The following is a 15,602-nucleotide window of genomic DNA, read 5'->3' on the forward strand; positions in this document are numbered from 1 at the left end:
AGGGCAGCGGCATTGACTGCCTCTCTTACATTTTTTGCCAGTCCCTGGGCCTGGGCGGATGCTGCACCCCCTTTCAAAGGCGGGGATACGGCCTGGATGCTGACCTCTACCGCGCTAGTCCTCCTGATGACCATCCCGGGTTTGGCCCTATTTTACGGTGGCATGGTTCGGCGCAAAAACGTTTTGGCGACAGCGGCACAAAGCTTTGCAGTAACCGCATTGATCTCGGTATTGTGGATGTTCTTTGGCTACTCACTAGCCTTCACGCCGGGGAATGCCTTTATTGGTGGCACCAGTCGATTCTTTTTGCAGGGCTTGGGGTTAGACAGCTTCAATCCACTTGCACCGACAATCCCGGAATCGGTCTACATGACCTTTCAGATGACCTTTGCCATCATTACCCCAGCCCTCATCGTCGGCGCCTTTGCGGAGCGGATGAAGTTCTCTGCCTTGCTGTGGTTCACGGGTCTATGGTCGCTACTGGTCTATGCTCCCATTGCGCACATGGTCTGGGGGCCGGGCGGCTGGCTCGGCGGCGACGGCGTCCTCGATTATGCCGGTGGCACGGTGGTGCACATCAATGCCGGTATTGCGGGTCTGGTCGCGGCCTTGGTGATCGGCAAGCGCGTTGGTTATCGGCATGATGTGATGCATCCGAGCAATCTTCTTTTCACCTTGATGGGGGCAGCGATGCTCTGGGTCGGTTGGTTTGGCTTCAATGCCGGTTCTGCGGTGGCAGCGAGTGATCGTGCGGGTATGGCGATGGCGGTGACGCAGATCGCAACAGCGGCAGCGGCGCTTGCTTGGACCTTTGTCGAGTGGTGGGCGCGCGGCAAGCCGACGGTGCTCGGGATGAGCTCGGGCGCGGTGGCGGGTCTGGTGGCTATCACCCCCGCCTCAGGCTTTGTCGGGCCCGTGGGCAGCTTGTGGATCGGCATTGCGGCTGGCGTCGGTTGTTTCTGGGCCTCGGTGTATGTGAAGAACTGGCTGAATTACGATGACTCTTTGGATGCCTTTGGCGTCCATGCGGTAGGCGGCATAATTGGGGCGCTGCTGACGGGGGTCTTTGCCGTGGCGGCGATCGGTGGCACGGCAGGGGTGCTGGAAGGCAATCTGCACCAGTTGTGGATTCAGGCAACGGGTGTCGGGATCACGATCGCCTATGATGCGGTGGTGAGCTGGATTCTGCTGAAGTTGATCGACTGGACCGTCGGCCTGCGCGTGAGCGAGGACGCGGAACGCGAGGGCTTGGATGTCAGCCAGCACGGGGAGCAGCTCTATATGTAAGCATCAGAGGAGTTTCTCGTGGCCCCGGCAAGTCCGGGGCTTTTTGCACCATTATAATGCAATGGGAGATAAAATGGTGCAGATCATGAGGCGATGTGGCAGGTATATCCCAATATTTCCAGGCACGATTTCTGCAGAGGGCAGATTGCAGTCTCACAATATCGTATCTGGAGCGTATGCAATGAATCAAAATCCTTCTTCTGTGAAGAAATCACTGACTTCCGCGGTGGTGGCTCTGACTGGAATTTTCGCTGCTGAAGAATTACAGGCGGCGCCGCTCAGTCTGCCCGCAGCACTGCAAATTGATGCGGGTCCGATCGGCAAGCTCAACTTGCAGGGCGCAGCGAGTGCCTACGGAATGTGGCAAGACAACGCCTTTCCCGGTTCTGGAACGCCGGGCAACAAAGCCGCCTCTGCGGACATCAGCAATGGTTTGGTGATGCTGTCCAAGACAGACGGGATGCTCCAATTTGCCGTGCAGGCCGGGGCCTATAATGTGATCACCCTGGGGGCCCCATTTGCTTCTACGGGTACCTTTACCCAGAACACCTTTGGGGCGCTGCCCACGGCCTATGTCGAGTTTGCACCGACGGATCATTTTAACATCCAAGTGGGTAAGCTTTTTACCCTGATTGGAGCGGAATATACCTTCTCCTATCAGAACTGGAATATCAACCGCGGGCTCCTATGGGGACAGGAGAATGCTGTCAATAAGGGCGTACAGTTGAACTATACGGCTGGGCCGGTGACGGCAGCTCTGTCGTGGAATGATGGCTTCTATTCCAACCGCTTCAACTGGGTAACGGGCATGTTGACTTGGGCAGTCAACAAGAAAAATAGCGTATTTCTGCAAGCAGGGGGAAATCTCGGCCATACCGACTACGTGCACGAGAGCCTTGCCACGGCGCCTCTGCAGAACAATGAGACCATCGCCGTTGCGGGTTACACCTACACGGGCGACACCTTGGTGCTCACCCCCTATCTGCAATATACCTCGGTTCCTGCCAGTGCCATTCAGGCGCTGGGGGCAGGCAGCAAGCGCACGAGCACCCTTGGTGCGGCGGTGCTGGCTGACTACAGCTTCAGCGATACGATGTCCCTCGCTGGTCGGGTAGAGTACATCAGCAACTCCGGCAATCTTACCGATGGGTCCGCCAATCTCACCGGCTTTGGTCCTGGATCGCACGCCTGGTCGTTGACGGTAACGCCCACCTACCAAAAGGGGAGCTATTTTGCTCGTGCCGAGCTGGCCTATGTGGCTGCCAGCATGGCGGCGGATACCGGAATTTTCGGGCGCAGTGGCCTGAATCAAAGCCAGCTTCGTGGAATGGTGGAGACCGGCTTCTTGTTCTAGGCCGCTTCAGAAAATGCCGCCCCCCGTGTTTGGGGGGTCGGCACGCATCATCGGCAGGCTTCCCACGCGGCGGCAACTACGCCACTATTAGGCACCACCGATGCTTGAGCCGAGGGGACCGCGAGATGACCTACTGTCTGGCCATCCATGTAGACGAAGGGCTGGTGTTTTGTTCCGATTCGCGGACCAACGCCGGCACCGATCACGTCAATGTTTATTCCAAGATGCACGACTTTATCAAGGCGGGCGAACGTTACTTTTGTCTGCTATCGTCCGGGAATTTGGCCACCACCCAGGTGGTGGTGCAGCGGCTGCGTCAGGATCTCGAGACGCCCGCGGCACGGAGCCTGTGGACGGTACAGAATCTGGCGGAAGCGGCGGATTATGTGGGATGGGTGAATGCCGATACACAACGGGTACAGTCCAGCCGGGATACCGCCAATACCATTTTTGAGGCCAGCTTCATTCTTGGCGGACAGATTGCGGGCGAGGAGCCGGGGATCTATCTCATCTATCCCCAGGGGAACTATATCCACGAGTCTGCGGATCACCCCTTTTTGCAGGTTGGCGAGATCAAGTATGGCAAGCCGATCCTGGATCGGGTGGTGCAGTCGGGTATTTCTCTCGAAGTGGCCGCGCGTTGCGCCTTGGTTTCCATGAACTCGACCATTCGCAGCAATCTGACCGTGGGGCCGCCGGTGCAGTTGGCGCTCTATCGCAATCATGCTCTCGACAAGGGAGAGTGTCTCAGTTTGGCCGAAGACGACCCCTTCTATCGCGGTATTGCGGATGGTTGGAGTGCTGGTTTGGCGCGTGCCCTAGACGAACTACCGCATTTTGATTGGGAGCAATCGCCCCCCTGAGTGATGCACCAAATTGGTTCCTGATCGCCCAATAATCGTGCATAACGTCTGGGGTTCTGTGGTGTTTCCCGAGGACCGCGCTCGGCATGGGCCTTGCTACGGTTTTTCCAAGGGTTGGATAACAACCTCGCGACGGAGCAAAACCCGTAAGGGAGACAGGCATGCAGAAGATACTCTATGCGTACCCGAAAGGAAGCTCATACGATGAGCTTTTGACGGCAGCAGGAAAACCGCGCCCGGTAGCCCGCGCGGTCTTGGAGCATTTGGAAAAGCTCGGTCCCGAGGCCCTTCGACAGCGGCAAGAGACAGCGGATGCAGGCATCCGCGCCATGGGGATCACCTTCACCGTGTACAGCGAAGCGGGCAACATCGACCGCTCCTGGCCCTTCGATATCGTGCCGCGCACCATGTCGGCGCGGGAATGGGCGCGAATCGACGCTGGATTACGACAGCGTTTGCAGGCGCTCAACCATTTCATCGACGACATCTACAACGAGCAACGCATTCTCACAGATGGCGTGTTTCCGCGGGAGATCCTGGAAGGATCGCGCAATTTCCGCGCTGCTTGCCGTGGCGTTCATCCGCCTTTCGGGGCGTGGGCCAACATTTGTGGTAGCGATTTGGTGCGCGATGCGGATGGCACGGTCTATGTCTTGGAAGACAACCTGCGCGTTCCGTCTGGCGTGTCCTACATGCTGGAGAATCGGGAAATCATGAAGCGGCTCTTCCCGGAAATCTTTGCCCTGTGCTCCATTCTGCCCGTGGATGACTATCCCGCCCAATTGGCCAGTATGCTCGGCGACCTGAGTCCGCGAGCGGGGGATCGTCCAGTCATTGCGGTGTTGACGCCGGGCATCTACAACTCTGCCTATTTTGAACACAGTTATTTGGCACAACAGATGGGCGCTTATCTGGCGGAAGGCACAGACTTTTTCGTGGATTCGGAAGATCGGGTGTTCTTGCGTACCATCTCCGGATTATTACAGGTGGACGTGATCTATCGCCGGGTGGATGACGACTTCCTGGATCCCGAGGTGTTTCGCGATGACTCGGTGATCGGCGTTCCTGGTCTGATGCGTGCCTGGAAGCGCGGCAACGTGGCTATTGCCAATGCCCCGGGTACCGGGGTGGCCGATGATAAGGTCGTTTATGCCTTTGTGCCGGATTTCATCCGTTATTACCTCAAGGAAGAGCCCATTCTGCCGAATGTCCCGACCTACCTGTGCATGCGGGAAACCGACCGGGAATATGTCCTCGCCCATCTCGATGAGTTGGTGGTGAAGCCAGCGAATGAATCGGGCGGCTACGGCATGCTCATCGGTCCGCGCGCCAGCACTGAGGAGCGGCAACGCTTTGCTGAGCGCATTTGCGACGATCCACGCAATTACATCGCCCAGCCCACCCTTTCCCTGTCCACGGCCCCGACCTTGATCGGAGACCATCTGGAACCGCGTCATCTCGACCTGCGCCCATTCATTTTGCAGGGCAAGGAGAGCTATGTGACGACGGGTGGGCTGACCCGAGTTGCCATGAATGCGGGTTCGTTGGTTGTCAACAGCTCGCAGGGCGGTGGCAGTAAGGATACCTGGATTGTCGAGGAGGATGACTGATGCTCTCGCGTGTCGCAGAAAATTTGTACTGGATGGCTCGTTACCTGGAGCGGGCTGAGGATTTGGGGCGCTTCATCAATTCCGCCACTTTGTTATTGCTCGACTTGCCCTTGGGTACGCGTTTTGGCTGGGATATTCTCCTGCAGGTCACGGGTGAAGCGGAGCGCTTTCAAAAGTACCATGGGCAGCCAGCAGAAGCATCGATCATGCGTTTTCTGATTTCGGATAGTCGCAATCCTAGTTCGCTGCTCTCTTGTGTGCATCAGGCTCGGGAAAACTGTCGTACCTTTCGCGATCTCTTGCCGGGAGAGTTTTGGGAGCGCATCAACTCGCTCTTTCTCTATGTGCAGGACGGTCTGGAAAAGGACGATATTGCCGGTGACCGGCGCGCCCGTCTGGATTTTCTCGGACAGGTCATCGCCCGTCGCCATGCCTTGGTAGGATTGCTGGTGGGCAGCATGAGCCAAAATGCGGCGTATCAGTTCATCAAGCTGGGACGCAATATTGAGCGTGCGGATATGGGCTCGCGTATCATCGATGTCGTCAGTGCGGTAATTCCTCCCGAGGATCAGGGAATGCGCAAAACGGTGTACCAAAGTCTCTGGGTGGGTGTGTTGCGTGCCATGAGCGCCCTGGAGATGTACCGGCAGCATGTGGGCGTGCAGATTCGTTCCGGGCGTGCAGTGGAGTTTTTGCTGCGCGACAGCAAATGTCCGCGGAGTGTGCGTAGTTGCCTAGCGGATATGGAATTGGGACTGGCCTACCTGCCGAATGCCGGAATCCCCGCCGAGGCCTTGCGGCGTACCCGTCGGCGTCTCGATCAGTTGCAGCTCAAGGAGTTGTCGCCGGCAGTGCTGCATGAGTACTTGGATCAGGTACAAAAGGATTTGGGCGTGCTCCATAGCAGTATCGAAAATGCCTATTTCCGCATTCGCGAAGATAAGGCACCTTATCCGCATCCCTCGTCGCACCGCTTTGCCATGCAGGCCTGAGGAGCGCACTGATGGCCATCCAGGTTGCCCTGTCGCATATCACGGAATATCACTTTGACCGCCGTGTCGGGATGGCCCCGCACCTGATTCGTTTACGTCCAGCACCCCATTGTCGTACACCGATTCTGGCGTACTCGCTGCAGATCGAGCCCGAACCCCATTTTTTGCATTGGCAACAAGATCCCTTCGGCAATTACCTGGCCCGCTTGACCTTTCCCGAGCCGGCGCGGCATTTTCGGGTTGCGGTAGAACTCATTGCCGAAATGGTGGCCATCAACCCCTTCGACTTCTTTCTCGAGGAGTCGGCAGAGCACTACCCGTTTCAGTACGACGCCGAAACTTTGGCTTCTCTGCGCCCCTATCTGGAACGCGAGCAGGCCGGCCCCCAGTTGCGCAACTGGTTGGCAGAAGTGCCACGGACGCGGCGCCATACCGTCGATTTTTTGGTGGATCTGAATCAACGGGTGCAGCGCGATATCGGCTACCGAATTCGCATGGAGCCAGGAATACAGGCTTGCGACGAAACCTTGGAGCTGGCCTCGGGCTCATGCCGGGATAGTGCCTGGCTCCTGGTACAAATCCTGCGCCACCTGGGTTTGGCGGCACGCTTCGTATCGGGGTATCTGGTGCAACTCGTTGCCGATGAGAAGCCGATCGAGGGACCGGCTGGACCCAGTACGGACTTCACCGACCTGCATGCCTGGGCGGAAGTCTATCTTCCTGGTGCTGGCTGGGTGGGTCTCGATCCCACCTCCGGCCTCTTCGCTGGGGAAGGACACATTCCTCTTGCCTGCACGCCAAGCCCCAGCGATGCGGCGCCCATTACTGGGGCCGTCGATCCCTGCGAAGTGGAATTTTCCTTTCGGAATGAAGTGCGGCGGATTCACGAAGATCCACGTGTCACCTTACCGTACGACGAGGCGACTTGGGCGGATATTGTTGCACTCGGACACAAGGTCGATGCGGATTTGCAGCGCCTCGATATGCGCCTGACCCAAGGCGGGGAACCGACCTTCGTTGCGGTGGATGACATGGATGCACCGGAATGGAACACCGCTGCGCTCGGACGAGAAAAGCGGGCACGCGCCGAGGAACTTTTACAGCGCCTGGCGAACGCCTTCGCGCCTGGGGCACTGTTTCACACCGGGCAGGGCAAGTGGTACCCCGGGGAACCCTTGCCACGCTGGGCATTGAGTTGTTTTTGGCGGGTGGATGGCGCGCCGATCTGGCGGCGACCGCAGTTGCAGTGGCAGCCGGGGAGCAAGTCTACGGGACACCCTGGCGATGCAGGGCGGTTTGCGGAAGTCCTGACCCAGCGCCTGGGCTTGTCCGCGGAAGTACTGAGTCCTGCGTATGAGGATCCCTTATACCAGCTCTGGCGCGAGGCACAACAACCTACTGATGTCGATTGGTTGCAGGTAGAGGGCCTCGATGACCCCGCGGCGCGCAACGAATTGGCGATTGCCCTGTCACGGGGTTTACGCTCACCAGCAGGTTTTGTCTTGCCGCTGGCCTGGGATTGGCGCAAAAACGCCTGGCATAGTGCCCCTTGGGTCTTTCGCCGCGGCGCCCTGTTCTTGCTTCCCGGCAATTCTCCTCTGGGCTTGCGTCTTCCCTTGCAAGGGTTGCCGTGGACTGCGGAACAGGAAATTCAACCAGAGCCAGACCCATTTGCAGAGCATCCTCCCTTGTCTGCCGATATTCATGGCGAAGTCGAGGCACGCTATTCCAGCTGGACGCAGGCCCAAGTGCCGCAACCAGCACCCGCCGATTTGCCGATGCCCAGCAAAGTCTGGGTCGAAGTACCCCATACGGCCCTGGCCATCGAGTGGCGGGACGGCGGACTGAATGTATTCCTACCCCCCTTGGTTGTTCTCGAACACTATCTCGAACTGGTGGCGGCGATCGAGGGGACGGCAGCAGAATTGGACTTGTCCGTGCGCATCGAGGGTTATCCGCCGCCCAAGGATGCCCGTCTGCGCAGCTTTGCCGTCACGCCAGACCCGGGGGTAATCGAGGTCAACATCCATCCCTCGGCGAGCTGGGACGAACTACAGGAGAAAACAGAACGCCTTTTTGCGGAGGCACGGCTGTGTCGTCTCAGCGCAGAAAAATTCATGCTCGACGGTCGCCATACCGGTACCGGTGGCGGCAATCACATGACCTTGGGGGCCGCGCGGGCCGAGGATAGCCCTTTCCTGCGGCGTCCGGACCTGTTGGGCTCCATGCTACGCTACTGGCAGAACCACCCGACCCTGTCCTACTTCTTCAGCGGCCTCTTCATTGGCCCGACTTCTCAGGCGCCGCGGGTGGACGAAGGGCGAGATACGGCTCTGTATGAACTGGAGATTGCCCTGTCACAGCTCCCTACCGGAGAGAGCCTCGCGCCTTGGCGAGTGGATCGCTTGCTGCGTAATTTTCTGGTGGACCTCACCGGTAACACCCACCGCGCCGAGTTTTGTATCGACAAACTCTATTCCCCAGATTCGGCCTCTGGTCGTCTCGGACTTTTGGAGCTGCGTGCCTTTGAAATGCCGCCGCACCCGCGCATGGCATTGCTGCAGAGTCTGCTGGTTCGCGCCCTGCTTGCCCGCTTTTGGCAGATCCCCTATCGCGGGCGTCTACAACGCTGGGGCACCAGCTTGTATGACCGCTGGATGTTGCCGCATTTTCTCTGGGAAGATCTGCGCGAGGTCTGCGAGGAGTTAGGAGAAGCTGGATACCCCTTGGCTTCGGAATGGTTCGCCCCCTTTTTGGAGTTCCGTTTCCCGGTATTGGGCCGGGTACGTATTCGTGGTGTGGAGATCGAGTTGCGCATGGCGTTGGAACCCTGGCCGGTCCTGGGCGAAGAGACAACGGGGCAAGGCACGGCGCGCTTCGTGGATGCTTCGCTGGAGCGCCTGCAGGTGCGGGTTACGGGGCTGGCGCGGGAGCGCTTTGTATTGCTCTGCAACGGACGTCGGATACCACTACAGGACACCGGCACCCAAGGAGAGGCCGTGGCCGGGGTGCGCTATCGAGCCTGGCAGCCGGCCTCAGCCTTGCACCCGGAGTTGCCCACCCATGTGCCACTGGTCTTTGACCTGGTCGATACCTGGAACGGGCGCTCTATCGGTGGCTGTACCTACCGTGTCTCGCATCCTGGCGGGCGAAATTACGAGCGCTTCCCGGTGAATGCCTATGAGGCCGAGGGGCGGCGCATCGTCCGTTTTGAGCCCATGGGCTTCACCCAGGGTCCCTTGTTGCCGCCACCAGAGCGCGGTGGTCTGCGCGAATTTTATCCCCATGGTAGTCCCCTCGGGCCTCTGCAACCGCCTCCAGAAGCCCCCAACCCCGAGTATCCCTGCACCCTGGACCTGCGTCGTTCCTTATCCCGATAGGGCGCGCAGAGCGGGGCGACAAGTCATTGTCCCTGCTTGCGCCTATCGGTATTCGATCTCTCGATAAAATTTTGACGCCGTTGGTCCAGCAGGATGCTTTCGGCGCGTGCACCTAGGTAGACGTAGCCACCCAGGGCAGTGATCAGGGCTGCGGTGGCAAGGAGCAGCAGCACTGGCAACCAGAGCTGCTGCGGGCGATCGAGGACAAACTTGAATACCAGCATTAAGCCCTCGATAGATACAGCAATGACGATGGCAGCAATAAAGCGGGTGAGGGTACGACGTGTACTGCTGTGGCGACGCACATCCTTGCGCAGCAAGACCTCCTCTTCGAGGATCGTTTTGGCGAGATCAAAGACGGCCAGTGCCAGGGTAAACAGAATCGTGGCCTGAAAGGGTGCGGCAAAGTCGCTGAGGGGATTTTGCCACTGCCATAGCCCACGTAACGCGACCAAACCATGCAGGCCCAGGGATGCACTGACGAATAGCAGGCCGCACGAAAAAAGTGCATAAAAGGCCTTGAAAAAGGGCTCAAAGATGCGCCGGGTATCGTCCTCCTGCAAAAGAGACAGGGCCCGATCCAATTCGCTGTCGGCAACCACGATGCCCAATAACTCTCCATCACCGTCGTAAACCGGTATCGCGACGGTGATGCACAGACGATTGGTAGCCAGAGACAGATAGGGCTCAGTCATAATCGGGCCATTGGCGCTGCGGGCCAGACGATAGTAGGGGCGATGGCTCCGATCACTGCCATCGCCGCTGCGGGCGCTCCGCAGGCGGCTGCAAACGACATTGTCACCGAGCTGCACGCCATCGGCATCAAGAAGATACAGGAGGTCGAGGAAGCGGTGCCGGTGCATGAGATGTGCCAACGTTTGCCGTTGATGGGCAGCGTTTTGTCGAAAAAGTTCCGGGCTGGCTATGGTTTCTACTGCTCCCACGAGAAGAATGTGCAGCTCACGCTGCGATTCATGGAACTGTTCAAAACGATTCATGGCGAGGACCTCTTTCCACGGACCCAAAACGAGTAAGCAATGCGCGCGCCGTTCTTTGGCACAATATCTGCTAGATATACACTGATCATAGTCATGGTCACTCCTCCTCGAATGACTCGGCGGCCTAGGCCGCCATTTTTATGGGCAATCTGCCATCAGGCTCCGGTTTGCCCTATCATGGTGCGCGAGAAGCCCCTAGAATGTGCAAAAATCCGATAGCTTTATTGGCATAGGCTTTGCTCGAGTCCAGTAAACAGGAAATGGGAAGACCTTGTGATTCCGATCAAACGTTCGAAAAAAAAACCTGCGGCTCCAGATCTGCTGGCCACTCTGGATGGGCTGGATGCGGCCGTATTACTTTTGTCGCTGGAGGGAGAGATTGTCTACCTCAATTCCAGCGCCGAAAATCTGCTGCAAATCAGTGCCAGTGTTTGTCTTGGAGAGCGCCTGGAATCCTTCTGTGCAACCCTGGCGGACGAAAGTCTGGCGACCATTCTCCAGGACGCTCGCCGTGCCGGGACGGTGGTGAGCCGTCATGCCCTGGCTCTCCGTGTGGCAGATGGTGGTCGCGTGGTCGTGGACCTGCTCTGCAATGGCCTGAATACGGGGAGTCATTGGGTGCTGGAACTGCGACCCGTGGAGGCCTCCCTGCGTCGGGTAGAAGAGGAAATGCAAGACCGAGTCTTTGAAGCGGCGCAAGAAATGCTTGCTGGCCTGGCGCACGAAATCAAGAATCCTCTGGGAGGCTTGCGTGGTGCAGCGCAACTGTTAGAGAGAGAACTACCCACGCCGGAGCTGCAGGAATACACCCGTATCATTTTGCATGAAGTGGATCGCCTGCGGCGTCTGGTCGACCGCTTGCGGGGTGACAAGGCAGCACCACAAAGGCGCATGGTGAATATTCATGAAGTACTGGAACATGTGCGCCGTCTACTACAGGTGAACTTGCCCACGGGAGTGGCGCTGCGCTTTGATTACGATCTATCGATACCGGAATTCCAGGCGGATCCAGAGCAACTGGTGCAAGTGTTTCTGAATCTTTTGCGGAATGCCCGTCAAGCCTTGGCCGGCCAGGGAAATATCCTCATCCGCACCCGTGTCGAGCGCTTTGTGAATCTGCAGCAGCGCCTGTATCGCCTGGTATTGCGCGTAGACATTGCCGATGACGGTCCGGGCATCCCCGAGGAGCTGTTACCGCGCATTTTCTTGCCCCTGGTGACCAGCCGTGCCGAGGGGATGGGGATGGGTTTGGCGATTGTCCAGAACCTGGTACGCGCCCACGGTGGTACGGTGCATTGTCGCTCCGTGCCGGGAGATACGGTCTTCTCCATACGCTTGCCTTTGTCTGATGGAGGTATCGCATGAATTCGGCAGTCTGGGTCATCGACGATGATCCTTCGATACGCTGGGTGTTGGAAAAGGCCTTGCAAAAGGCAGAGATTTCGGTGCGCAGTTTTGCTGACGCCGACCTCGCCCTGCGTGCCATGGGACGCGAACGGCCGGCCGCGGTAATCAGTGACTTGCGTATGCCCGGCCTCGATGGTCTGGGATTCTTGCAGGAGATTCAGCAGCGCCATCCGCAGCTACCTGTCATCATCATCACCGCGCATTCGGACCTGGAAAATGCCGTGGCCGCCTTTCAAGGTGGAGCCTTTGAGTACCTCGCCAAGCCCTTTGACATTGATGATGCGGTTGCTTTGGTGCAACGTGCCCTGACGGTGGAAGCGGCTCATGCCAGCGAACCGGATGCAGGATTTGACCGGCGCGATACGGAAATTATCGGGGAATCACCGGCGATGCAGGAGGTGTACCGGGCGATTGGGCGTCTCTCGCGCTCCAGCATCAATGTCCTGATCTTGGGGGAGTCGGGTTCCGGCAAGGAGCTGGTGGCCCGGGCGCTGCATCGCCATAGTCCCCGCGCCAGTGGCCCGTTCGTCGCCATCAATACCGCCGCGATTCCCGCAGAACTCCTGGAATCCGAGTTGTTCGGGCATGAAAAGGGCGCCTTCACGGGCGCGGTGCAGATGCGTAAGGGCCGTTTTGAGCAGGCCACGGGTGGTACCCTGTTTCTCGACGAAATTGGCGATATGCCTGCCGCCCTGCAAACCCGGCTGTTGCGGGTCTTATCTGATGGTACCTACTACCGGGTAGGTGGACACGCATCCATCCGCGCCGACGTCCGGATCCTGGCGGCGACGCACCAGGACTTGCCGGCCAAGGTGCGGGATGGCAGTTTCCGCGAGGATCTCTATCACCGCCTGAATGTGATTTCTGTCCATATTCCCCCCCTGCGGGAACGCCGTTCCGATATTCCGCGGCTGGCGCGCTATTTCCTTCATCGCGCCGCCGAAAATCTTGGGGTAGAAGTCCGTAGTTTGAGTCCCGAGGCCGATGCACGCATGCGCGCTTGGTCTTGGCCGGGGAATGTGCGGCAGCTGGAAAATACCTGCCGCTGGATTACTGTGATGGCGCCCAGTCAGCGCGTGGAGCTGGGCGATTTGCCGGCCGAACTTCTTGCCGACAGTGCTACGGACGAAGGAATTTCCGAGACGCATTCTCCGGCTGCGGAATCTAGTGCAGGGCCAGCAGTCGTGATGGCAGATTGGCGTCAACTGCTATTAAAGGAGGCAGAAGAACGCCTCCATGCTGGTGATAGTGGGGTGCTGGATGCCTTGTTGCCAGACTTCGAGCGTGTGCTGCTGCAAGCCGCCCTCAACGCGAGCCGTGGACATAAGCAAGTGGCGGCGGAACGCCTGGGTTGGGGGCGGAATACGATCGCCCGCAAGATGCGTTCTCTTGGGATGGAATGACTCCGTGCACAAAAAAGCCCGGGCGAACCCGGGCAATGACGACGGAGGTTAAAACACTGTTCAAAGACTGTAATACATCTGATATTCGACCGGGTGGGTGGTGACGCGCAGGGCCTGAACTTCGGCCCACTTCACCTCCAGATAGCCTGCCAGCCAGTCGGGGGTAAAGACCCCGCCCTTCATCAAGAACTCATGATCGGCCTCCAGGGCACGCAGGGCCTCTTCCAAGGAAGCGGCCACGCCGGGGATCTGCTCCTGCTCTTCCGCCGGTAGGTCATAGAGGTTCTTGTCCATGGCATCTCCAGGGTGGATCTTGTTCTGGATGCCATCCAGGCCCGCCATCATCATCGCCGCAAAGGCCAGATAGGGGTTGGCGGTGGAGTCGGGGAAACGCACCTCGATGCGCCGCGCCTTGGGATTGCTCACATAGGGGATGCGGATGGAGGCAGAGCGGTTCTTGGCCGAGTAGGCGAGCAGCACCGGGGCCTCGAAATGGGGCACCAAGCGCTTGTAGCTGTTGGTGCTGGGGTTGGTCAGGGCATTGATGGCCTTGGCGTGCTTGATGATGCCGCCGATGTAGTACAGGGCCAGCTCGGACAGGCCACCGTAGGCGTCACCGGTAAACAGGTTCTTGCCGTCCTTGGCCAGGGACTGATGCACGTGCATGCCGCTGCCGTTGTCACCAACAATGGGCTTGGGCATGAAGGTGGCGGTCTGCCCATAGGCGGCGGCGACGTTGTGGATTACGTATTTGAGGATCTGCACCTCATCGGCCTTGCGGGTGAGGGTGTTGAAGCTGACACCGATCTCATGCTGGCCAGCAGTGGCGACTTCGTGATGGTGCACCTCGACGGTCAGACCCATCTCTTCCAGGGCCAGGCACATGGCCGAACGCAGGTCTTGGGCGGAGTCGACGGGGGGCACGGGGAAGTAGCCGCCCTTGACGCCCGGGCGATGGCCCATGTTGCCGGACTCGTATTCCTTGCCCGAGTTCCAGGCAGCCTCTTCGGCATCCACCTTGTAGCCACAGCCACTCATATCGATGTGCCAGGTGACGGAATCAAAGACGAAGAATTCATTCTCGGGGCCAAAGTAGGCGGTATCGGCAATGCCCGTACTCTTCAGATAGGCCTCGGCACGCTTGGCCACGGAGCGGGGGTCGCGCTCATAGCCCTGGCCGGTGGCGGGCTCGATGACGTCGCAACGGATGTTGAGGGTGACCTCGTCGGTAAAGGGGTCCAGCACCGCGCTCTCCGCCTCGGGCATGAGGATCATGTCCGACTCGTTGATACCCTTCCAGCCGGTAATGGAGGAGCCATCGAACATCTTGCCTTCGACAAAGGTCTTTTCTTCGATGGTGTGGGCAGGCACCGAGACATGCTGCTCCTTGCCCTTGGTGTCCGTAAAACGGAAATCAATGAACTTTACGTCTTTGTCTTGAATGAGTTGTAAAACTTCTGCTGGGCTCAACCCCATGTGTCGCACTCCTCGGTTCTGTGGATTCTCCCTGTAGGAGCAAGCAGATTGTGTGCCATCCAAAGTGCGCAGCAATTTCGCGACGGACAGCCCTTTGATATCCCAAAATAGTGCAAAACAGGACATGATCGCATCATTATAGTGCATAGCTTGGAAAGAACGCTTATTTATTGAACATTATTGATTATTTAAGATATTGATTATAAAACATAAATTGTCATGGCATAAATTCTGCAATGGCGGCCTCAGCTTTCCACAACCTACTGACAGGAGGTAACCGCAATGAAAACCCGGAAAAAACGTGGAACCTCTCTGCAGCCATTGCTTGCAGCCCCGGTCGTTTCTGTCAGCTCGAACTCCTCCTCAGCGCTATCTGATGACTGGGCAGGGCGGCCTGACGACGAGTCAGCTGTGCGGTGTGTGGAAAATGGAGTTTCTTTTCTGAGGGCAATCACAAGGGAGTAGAGGTATGAAACTCGTCACGGCAATCATCAAGCCGTTCAAACTGGATGATGTTCGGGAGGCGCTTTCCGAGGTCGGTATCCAGGGATTGACGGTAACGGAAGTTAAAGGGTTTGGTCGCCAGAAGGGCCACACAGAGTTGTATCGTGGGGCAGAGTATGTGGTGGATTTTCTGCCCAAGGTAAAAATTGAAACGGTGATCAAGGACGAGTTTCTCGACATCGCGATCGAAGCCATCGCCAAGGGTGCCAAAACCGGCAAGATCGGTGACGGCAAGATCTTTGTCTCCGAGATCAGTCAGGCCATTCGCATTCGTACCGGTGAGACCGGCGACGAAGCCCTCTGATTTCCACAATACCAGTTTGCTTTC

The 15,602-nt window shown here is 58.2% G+C and carries 11 protein-coding genes; 9 read left to right on the forward strand and 2 right to left on the reverse strand.

Annotated elements, in window-relative coordinates; translation table 11 throughout:
* Window positions 1–96: 96 nt before the first annotated feature.
* The 6 genes from M5D89_RS06045 to M5D89_RS06070 all read left to right on the forward strand — a co-directional run bounded on the left by M5D89_RS06045 (window position 97) and on the right by M5D89_RS06070 (window position 9,486).
* Entirely contained in the window at window positions 97–1,287 is a 1,191-nt protein-coding gene (locus M5D89_RS06045) for an ammonium transporter (RefSeq protein WP_248884940.1), read from the forward strand.
* 181 nt (window positions 1,288–1,468) lie between these two features.
* A complete protein-coding gene (locus M5D89_RS06050) occupies window positions 1,469–2,641 on the forward strand; it encodes an outer membrane beta-barrel protein (RefSeq protein ID WP_248884941.1) in 1,173 nt (390 codons plus the stop codon).
* 125 nt (window positions 2,642–2,766) lie between these two features.
* Entirely contained in the window at window positions 2,767–3,504 is a 738-nt protein-coding gene (locus M5D89_RS06055; RefSeq protein ID WP_248884942.1) for a proteasome-type protease, read from the forward strand.
* A 161-nt stretch (window positions 3,505–3,665) separates the two neighbouring features.
* Window positions 3,666–5,114 carry a circularly permuted type 2 ATP-grasp protein gene (locus M5D89_RS06060; RefSeq protein WP_248884943.1) on the forward strand — a complete coding sequence of 483 codons (1,449 nt, stop codon included), beginning with the start codon at window positions 3,666–3,668 and terminating at the stop codon, window positions 5,112–5,114.
* Window positions 5,114–6,106, forward strand: coding sequence for an alpha-E domain-containing protein (locus tag M5D89_RS06065; RefSeq protein WP_248884944.1), 993 nt, complete (start codon window positions 5,114–5,116; stop codon window positions 6,104–6,106). The genes M5D89_RS06060 and M5D89_RS06065 overlap by 1 nt, the downstream gene beginning before the upstream one ends.
* Window positions 6,107–6,117: 11 nt before the next feature.
* The gene (locus tag M5D89_RS06070) at window positions 6,118–9,486 is read left to right on the forward strand and encodes a transglutaminase family protein (RefSeq protein ID WP_248884945.1); all 3,369 of its coding nucleotides are present in this window, start codon (window positions 6,118–6,120) and stop codon (window positions 9,484–9,486) included.
* A gap of 23 nt (window positions 9,487–9,509) precedes the next feature.
* Here M5D89_RS06070 and M5D89_RS06075 read toward each other — a convergent pair whose 3' ends face one another.
* Window positions 9,510–10,484 carry a PDC sensor domain-containing protein gene (locus tag M5D89_RS06075; protein ID WP_248884946.1) on the reverse strand — a complete coding sequence of 325 codons (975 nt, stop codon included), beginning with the start codon at window positions 10,482–10,484 and terminating at the stop codon, window positions 9,510–9,512.
* A 273-nt stretch (window positions 10,485–10,757) separates the two neighbouring features.
* On the opposite strand from M5D89_RS06075, the gene glnL reads away from it, so the two are divergent.
* Window positions 10,758–11,849 carry a nitrogen regulation protein NR(II) gene (gene glnL, locus M5D89_RS06080; protein WP_248884947.1) on the forward strand — a complete coding sequence of 364 codons (1,092 nt, stop codon included), beginning with the start codon at window positions 10,758–10,760 and terminating at the stop codon, window positions 11,847–11,849.
* Window positions 11,846–13,294, forward strand: coding sequence for a nitrogen regulation protein NR(I) (gene ntrC, locus M5D89_RS06085; protein WP_248884948.1), 1,449 nt, complete (start codon window positions 11,846–11,848; stop codon window positions 13,292–13,294). Before glnL ends, ntrC begins: the two co-directional genes overlap by 4 nt.
* A gap of 60 nt (window positions 13,295–13,354) precedes the next feature.
* Here the strand turns inward: ntrC and glnA are convergent, their stop codons facing one another.
* Complete coding sequence (gene glnA / locus M5D89_RS06090) at window positions 13,355–14,770, reverse strand: glutamate--ammonia ligase (RefSeq protein WP_248884949.1); 1,416 nt, start codon at window positions 14,768–14,770, stop codon at window positions 13,355–13,357.
* Between the two features lie 469 nt (window positions 14,771–15,239).
* On the opposite strand from glnA, the gene glnK reads away from it, so the two are divergent.
* Entirely contained in the window at window positions 15,240–15,578 is a 339-nt protein-coding gene (gene glnK, locus M5D89_RS06095) for a P-II family nitrogen regulator (protein WP_248884950.1), read from the forward strand.
* The last annotated feature ends 24 nt before the right edge of the window (window positions 15,579–15,602 follow it).

It is taken from the genome of Acidithiobacillus acidisediminis (genome assembly GCF_023277115.1).
GTDB classification, from domain to species: domain Bacteria; phylum Pseudomonadota; class Gammaproteobacteria; order Acidithiobacillales; family Acidithiobacillaceae; genus Igneacidithiobacillus; species Igneacidithiobacillus acidisediminis.

Coding starts and splice junctions, on each gene's coding strand:
- M5D89_RS06045 (WP_248884940.1), top strand. CDS start 97: ATGCTGACCTCTACCGCGCTAGTCCTCCTGATGACCATCCCGGGTTTG.
- M5D89_RS06050 (WP_248884941.1), top strand. CDS start 1,469: ATGAATCAAAATCCTTCTTCTGTGAAGAAATCACTGACTTCCGCGGTG.
- M5D89_RS06055 (WP_248884942.1), top strand. CDS start 2,767: ATGACCTACTGTCTGGCCATCCATGTAGACGAAGGGCTGGTGTTTTGT.
- M5D89_RS06060 (WP_248884943.1), top strand. CDS start 3,666: ATGCAGAAGATACTCTATGCGTACCCGAAAGGAAGCTCATACGATGAG.
- M5D89_RS06065 (WP_248884944.1), top strand. CDS start 5,114: ATGCTCTCGCGTGTCGCAGAAAATTTGTACTGGATGGCTCGTTACCTG.
- M5D89_RS06070 (WP_248884945.1), top strand. CDS start 6,118: ATGGCCATCCAGGTTGCCCTGTCGCATATCACGGAATATCACTTTGAC.
- M5D89_RS06075 (WP_248884946.1), bottom strand. CDS start 10,484: ATGAATCGTTTTGAACAGTTCCATGAATCGCAGCGTGAGCTGCACATT.
- ntrC (WP_248884948.1), top strand. CDS start 11,846: ATGAATTCGGCAGTCTGGGTCATCGACGATGATCCTTCGATACGCTGG.
- glnA (WP_248884949.1), bottom strand. CDS start 14,770: ATGGGGTTGAGCCCAGCAGAAGTTTTACAACTCATTCAAGACAAAGAC.
- glnK (WP_248884950.1), top strand. CDS start 15,240: ATGAAACTCGTCACGGCAATCATCAAGCCGTTCAAACTGGATGATGTT.